This window comes from Paeniglutamicibacter sp., assembly GCF_046714615.1.
In the GTDB taxonomy this organism is placed as follows: domain Bacteria; phylum Actinomycetota; class Actinomycetes; order Actinomycetales; family Micrococcaceae; genus Paeniglutamicibacter.
In genome coordinates this window covers 24,478-30,983 of the sequence record NZ_JBKKAP010000093.1, presented here as the reverse complement: position 1 = coordinate 30,983, position 6,506 = coordinate 24,478, and the positions used below count along the sequence as shown (strand labels likewise).

Genomic DNA, 6,506 nt, shown 5'->3' with positions numbered 1-6,506 from the left:
GCCCTATAGGCCAGCCAGTTATGCCGAACTTCGCCCGCCACACCCCAGCAGTGGCAGTCATCCAGCCCCCGCTATCGGAATAACCACGACATCGGCATAACCGGTGAAGGCAAGCGCAAGGAGGCATACGATATCGAGCCGCGCAACGCATCTCGACGGGAAGTCCCTGAACGACCGGGGGATTAGAACTCTTCGCCGTCGGCGACGACTGCGGCGGCGGGCCCGACGATGTGCGGATCGGGGGTGCCCACCAGCTCGTGGTCCTTCCCCTCGTAGTCGAAGAGGCTCAGCACGTGGCGCATCGCCCCGAGCCTGGCGCGCTTCTTGTCATTGGACTTCACGACCGTCCACGGGGCCCACTCGGTGTCCGTGCTGCGGAACGTCTCCTCCTTGGCCTCGGTGTAGGCATCCCACTTGTTCAGGGAGGCCAGATCGGTGGGGGAGAGCTTCCACTGCCGCACCGGGTCGATCTGGCGGATGGTGAAGCGGGTGAGCTGTTCGCGGCGGGAAACCGAGAACCAGAACTTCACCAGGGTGATGCCGTCGTCGACCAGCTGCTGCTCGAACGCCGGGGCCTGGTGCATGAACCTGTCGAACTGCTCCCGGGTGCAGAAGCGCATGACGCGTTCGACTCCGGAGCGGTTGTACCAGGACCTGTCGAAGAGGACCATTTCCCCGGCGGCCGGGAGGTGGGCGATGTAGCGCTGGAAGAACCACTGGGTGGACTCGCGCTCGCTGGGCTTCTCCAGCGCCACCACCCGCGCCCCGCGCGGGTTCAGGTGCTCGGTGAAGCGCTTGATGGTTCCGCCCTTGCCAGCGGCGTCGCGGCCCTCGAAGAGCACCACCAGCCGGCGCCCGGTGGCCTTGATCCAGACCTGTAGCTTGAGCAGCTCGATCTGCAGCAGCCGCTTCTCCATGTCGTACTGTGCCCGGTCCATGCGCGAGGAATACGGGTAGTCCTCGCGCCAGGTGTCCACCACTTCGCCGGTGGAGGTCAACAACACCGGATCGTCGTCGTCGTCGTCGCGGACGGAGTAGCCGTGGGCGGCCAAATCAAGCATTTGCATGGGGTGACCGTATCCGGGCACGGTGAACGGAAGATGAACATTGGGGGACCGGGAGGGGGATTGGCGACCATGTCACACCCGGAGCAAAAGCCGGTCGGACGGTGCCGCGGGCCGGCCCGCCGCAGGGCTGCCCGGCGGCGGGGACAGCGGCTAGGCCGTGGCCCTGGGGCGTCCACTTGCCGCCGGGGCCGGCAACGCCGGCAGGGCCTTCCCAAAGAGCCAGGGTTCCAGGAACGCCTCGGCGGTCAGGGCCGTGGGCAGGTGCGCGTCGACGTGGTCGCGGAACAGCGCGTAGGTGACGGTCCCGTGGCGCCGGGCCCCGGTCCAGGCCCGCAGCATCGCGAAGAAGGCGCGGTCTCCCGCGGCAAGCCGCAGGGCGTGCAGCGTCAGGGCGCCGCGCTTGTAGACCCGGTCATCGAACATGTCCTTGGGCCCGGGGTCCCCGATGGTGATGTCCTGTTCCAGGGAATCGAGCATCGCCCAGGCCTCCCTGGCGCGCGCATCGGCGCTCGGGCCGCCGGCGGCCTCGGACCAGATCCATTCGGCGTAGCAGGCGAAGCCCTCGTGCAGCCAGATGTCCTCCCAGGTGCCGACTGTCAGCGAGTTGCCGAACCACTGGTGGGACAGCTCGTGGGCGATCAGGCGCTGCTGCTCCCAGCCAGGGGCCAGGTGGTTGTTGCCCAGGATGGAGATCCCGTGCGCCTCCAGCGGGATTTCCAGGTCGTCCTCGGTGACCACGACCGTGTAGTCCTCGAAGGGGTAGGGGCCGAAGGCCTCGATGAAGGTTTCCATCATCCGCGGCTGGTCGGCCAACGCGGAGCCGGCCCGGCGCAACTGGGAGGTGTTCGCGGCAACCAGTTGCGGCACCGGCGTCGGGGCACCCGCGTGGCGTCCGCCCAGCGGGGCGGCACCTGCCTCGGTGCCGGCGAGGGAACGCAGCTCGTAGCGGCCGATCTGCAGGGTCGCCAGGTAGGTGGCCATGGGCTCGTTGACCTCGTAGGTCCACCGTTCGCGGCTGGAGCGCCGCTGGCGGTCAACGAGCTGCCCGTTGCAGACGGGGCGGTACCCGGCATCGGTGTTGACACTGATGCGGAAGGACGCCTTTTGGCTGGGGTGGTCGTTGCAGGGGAACCAGGTGGGGGCCCCGTTGGGCTGCCCGGCCACGAGCACCCCGTCGGTGAGTTCCTCCCAGCCGACCTCGCCCCAGATGCCATCGCGCACGTTCGGGACCCCGCCGTAGCGGATCTCCACGGTGAACTGCTCCCCGGCGGGCACCGGGGTCACCAGGTGGAGCTCCAGCTTGCCGGCCTTCTGCGTGGACCGGGCAACCTTGGCGCCGTTGACCTGGCAGCGCGAGGCGCGCAGCCCGGACAGGTCCAGGCTGATGCGGTTCAGCTCGGCCTGGGCCACGGCGGTGATGGTGGCGCGCCCGTCGAGGCGGTTGCCCCCGAGCTTGCAATCCAGGTCCAGGTCGTAGTGCGTGACGCGGTAGCCGGCGCTGCCGGAGCGGGGCACGTAGGCATCCGGGATGAAGGGGGCCAGGGTCTCGGTGTCGTTCGGTGGGGTGTGAATCATGCGCGCGGCTGGCTCCAGGGTTGGACGGGGTTGCCCATCCAGTAGCTTGACGGGGGGACGGATTCTCCGCGCATCACCAGCGAACCCGGGCCCACGGTGGCGCCTGCCGCCAGGGAGGCGGCGGGCAGGATGACCCCGTGCGGGCCCATCGTCGATCCGGCGGAGAGTTCCACCGTATCAATTGCCATGACCCGGTCGTGGAAGAGGTGGGTCTGGACCACGGTGCCGCGGTTGACGGTCGAGGAGTCTCCGAGGGTGACCAGGTCGGCCTCGGGCAGCCAGTAGCTTTCGCACCACACGCCGTGGCCGATCTTGGCGCCCAGGGCGCGCAGCCACCAGACCAGGGCGGGGGAGCCGGCGGCCGAGTGGGCGAACCACGGGGCGCAGACCATTTCGATGAACGTGTCAACGACCTCGTTGCGCCAGATGAAGGAGCTCCACAGGGCGTGTTCGCCCGGGCGGATGGGGCCGACCAGCAGCCACTTGGCAACGACCGCCGAGGTGGCGGCGACGGCACCGGCTGCCAGCATCACGGCGCCGCTGAGCAGTGCCGCTGGAAGGTAGCCGTATTCGGCGGCCAGGAAGTCCAGCAGTGCCAGCACCAGGGCGGCGACGCCGACGGTGACCACGACCGGCACGAACCTGCACAGCTCCCACAGGGCGCGGGCAAACTTCAGGCGCAGCGGCGGTGCGTAGGTGAGCGAGTCATCGGAGGCCACCGCCGTGCGGCGCAGGCGCACCGGCGGGCTGCCCAGCCAGGAGGTCCCGGCCTTCGCCTTGGCGGGGGTTGCCGAGAGCACCGCGACCAGGCCGTTGCGCGGCACGCGGCGTCCGGCCCCGGCGATGCCGGAGTTGCCCAGGAAGGCGCGCTTGCCGATCTTGGCCCGGCCCACCTTCATCCAGCCGCCGCCGAGTTCGTAGGTGGCGACCATGGTGTCGTCGGCCAGGAAGGCACCCGAGCCGATGGTGGTCATCTTGGGGATCAGCAGCACCGTGGAGGCCTCGACATTGCGTCCGACCTTGGCACCGAGCAGGCGCAGCCAGACGGGGGTGAAGAGCGAGGCGTAGACGGGGAAGAGCAGGTCGCGGGCCATGTCGAGCAGGCGTTCGGTGGCCCAGACCTGCCAACCGATGCGGCTGTCGACCCGGTGCCAGCCCTCGCGCAGGCGGATGCCCAGCAGGCGGGTTGCCACCAGCACGAACAGCATGTTGAGCCCGAACCACACCAGCGCGGCCACGGGGACGGCCAGCGTGAGCCGGAGCAGGGATTCGTGCAGCGAGGCCTGGCCGCGCAAGAGCAATGACGCCGCGATGATGGCACCCAGGATGGAGAGCAGGGGAATGGCGCCGAGGGCCGAGGACGCCACGGCGAACATCACGTTGCGCACCCGGCGGGTACGCAGGGGCTCCTGCGGCCAGGACGGCTTGGCCTTGCCGCTGCGTTCTACAGGCGAGCCGGAGTAGGCGGAGAAGGCCTTGGTGGTTCCGGCCAGGGCGGAGCCGGAGGCCAGCACCACGCCGTCGGCGACCACTGCGCCGGGCATCAGCGTGCTGCGTGCCCCGACCGTGGCATCGGCACCGACCTCGATGGTGCCGACATGGACCCGGTCCCCGTCGATCCAGTAGCCGGTGAGGTCGACCTCGGGTTCGATGCTGGCGCCGCGGCCCACGGTGAGCAGGCCGGTGACCGGCGGGATCGAGTGCAGCTGGACGTCGGCGCCGATCTTCGCGCCGAGGGCGCGGGCGTAGAACTGGATCCAGTGGGCGCTGCCGAGCGAGACGGGATCGACCAGGTCGGAGATCTGCTGGGCCATCCACAGCCGCAGGTGCACCTTGCCCGAGCGCGGGTAGTTGCCGGGCTTCAGGTTGCGCAACAGCGTGCGCGCCGCGATCGCGGAAAGCGCCATGCGCCCGGGCGCTGAAACGAAGACGAGCCAGAGGACCGCAACCGCCCACCAGGAGAGCCGCGGCGCGTCGGTGAATACGCCCAGGGCGCCGAGCACGTTGTTGCCGGCGGCCAGGTACACGAGCCAGCGCATGCCCACCAGGATGAAGGTGGGGATGCCCATCAGGGTCTGGAAGACCTGGGCGCGGCGGGTCGTGCGCTCCACGTCGCGAACCTCGGTGGGTTCGTCGCTTCCGGTGCCCAGGGCCTCGAGCAGGGAGCCGATGCGCGGGTGGGAATAGATCTCGGCCACCGTGACGGTGCGGTAGCGCACGCGCAGGGCCGAGACCAGCTGGGCGGCGGAGAGCGAACCGCCGCCGGAGGCGAAGAAGTCGGCATCCAGGGACCCTACCTCGGTTCCCAGCACCCGGGTCCATTGCCCAATGACCCAGCCCGCGTCCCCGTCCATCTCCGGAAGGACCCCGGCGGGGCCGGTTCCGGTGGCGCCGGGCAGCGGCCAGGGCAGCGCGTTGCGGTCGACCTTGCCGCTGGTCTTGGTGGGGAGGGTGTCGATGATTGCCAGCAGCGGGATCAGCGGTGCCGGAAGCATGTCCGCAAGACGGCCGCGCGCGGCGGAGGTGTCGTAGTCGGGGTCGGCTGCCAGGTAGCCGACGAGGATCTGGTTTCCGGCGGCGGTGGTCTTCACCGCTGCAGCGGCGCCGGAGACCCCGGGCAGGGACTGCAGCGCCGCATCGATTTCGCCCAGTTCGATGCGTCGGCCGCCGAGCTTGACCTGTTCATCCATCCGGCCCAGGAACACCAGGCCTTCGGGGTCCGCCTGCACCAGGTCTCCCGAGCGGTAGGCGCGCTCCCAGCCCAGGGTCTCGAAGGGCGCGTATTTCTCCTTGTCCTTCACCGGGTCAAGGTAGCGACCGAGTCCGACGCCGCCGATGATCAGTTCCCCGCTTTGCCCGGGGGACACCGGGAAGCCCGAGGCGTCGACGACGGCAAGGTCCCAGCCCTGAAGCGGCAGGCCGATGCGCACCGGATCGGTGCCGTCCATCTGCGCGGCGCAGGCCACGACGGTGGCCTCGGTCGGGCCGTAGGTGTTCCAGACCTCGCGCCCGGGAACGGCAAGGCGGGCGGCAAGCTCGGGCGGGCAGGCCTCGCCGCCGAAGATCAGCAGGCGCACGTTTTCCAGGGCCTCGGCGGGCCAGAGGGCGGCGAGCGTGGGGACGGTGGAGACGACGGTGACCCCGCGGGTCACCAGCCAGGGGCCCAGGTCCATGCCCGAACGCACCCGCGCGCGCGGGGCGGGCACCAGGCAGGCGCCATGGCGCCAGGCCAGCCACATTTCCTCGCAGGAGGCATCGAAGGCCACGGAGAGCCCCGCCAGCACGCGGTCCTCGGCGCCCAGGGGCTCACTTGTCAGGAAGATCCGGGCCTCGGCGTCGACAAAGGCGGCTGCCGAGCGCTGCGTGATGGCAACGCCCTTGGGGGTTCCGGTGGATCCGGAGGTGAAGATGATCCAGGCGTCATCGTCCAGTCCGGCGTCGCGGGAGGGCTCCGGGTTCGCCCGCTCGCGCAGGGAAGTGATCGCGCCCTTTTCGCCCACGACAGCTGCAACCTTGGCCTCGGAAAAGACCAGCCGGGCACGTTCCTCGGGATCATCGGCATCGACGGGGACGTAGGCAGCACCGATTTTCATCGTGGCCAGGATGCCGATGTAGAGGTCGCGGGTGCCCGAGGGGACGCGGATGCCGATGCGGTCCCCGGCACCGAGTCCGGCGGCCCGCAGGCGTTCGGCCGTCTCGTCGATGGCCACGAGCAGATCCGCATAGGTCAGCGAGCGCTCGCCGTCGTCAAGGGCGGGGGCCTCGGGGTGGGCAACGGCACTGGCCTCAAGGATATCCATGAGGGTGCGGGGCGTCGGTGCCAAGTCGCTGCCCGGGTATTGCGGCAGGAACAAGGGGGCGGTG

3 protein-coding genes are annotated in these 6,506 nt (G+C 69.9%); all 3 read right to left on the bottom strand.

Features of this window, described 5'->3' with window-relative positions; genetic code table 11:
- Positions 1-182: 182 nt before the first annotated feature.
- Positions 183-1,067, bottom strand: a complete 885-nt coding sequence (gene ppk2, locus ACLQ7E_RS11540) for a polyphosphate kinase 2 (protein WP_411732716.1) — start codon at positions 1,065-1,067, stop codon at positions 183-185.
- 150 nt (positions 1,068-1,217) lie between these two features.
- Positions 1,218-2,642, bottom strand: a complete 1,425-nt coding sequence (locus tag ACLQ7E_RS11535; RefSeq protein WP_411732715.1) for a M1 family metallopeptidase — start codon at positions 2,640-2,642, stop codon at positions 1,218-1,220.
- Entirely contained in the window at positions 2,639-6,442 is a 3,804-nt protein-coding gene (locus tag ACLQ7E_RS11530) for a Pls/PosA family non-ribosomal peptide synthetase (RefSeq protein ID WP_411732718.1), read from the bottom strand. Before ACLQ7E_RS11530 ends, ACLQ7E_RS11535 begins: the two co-directional genes overlap by 4 nt.
- Positions 6,443-6,506 lie beyond the last annotated feature (64 nt).

Bases quoted from the DNA above. Each gene is read 5' to 3' on its own strand.
- ACLQ7E_RS11530 (WP_411732718.1), bottom strand. From the start codon at position 6,442: ATGGATATCCTTGAGGCCAGTGCCGTTGCCCACCCCGAGGCCCCCGCC.
- ACLQ7E_RS11535 (WP_411732715.1), bottom strand. From the start codon at position 2,642: ATGATTCACACCCCACCGAACGACACCGAGACCCTGGCCCCCTTCATC.
- ppk2 (WP_411732716.1), bottom strand. From the start codon at position 1,067: ATGCAAATGCTTGATTTGGCCGCCCACGGCTACTCCGTCCGCGACGAC.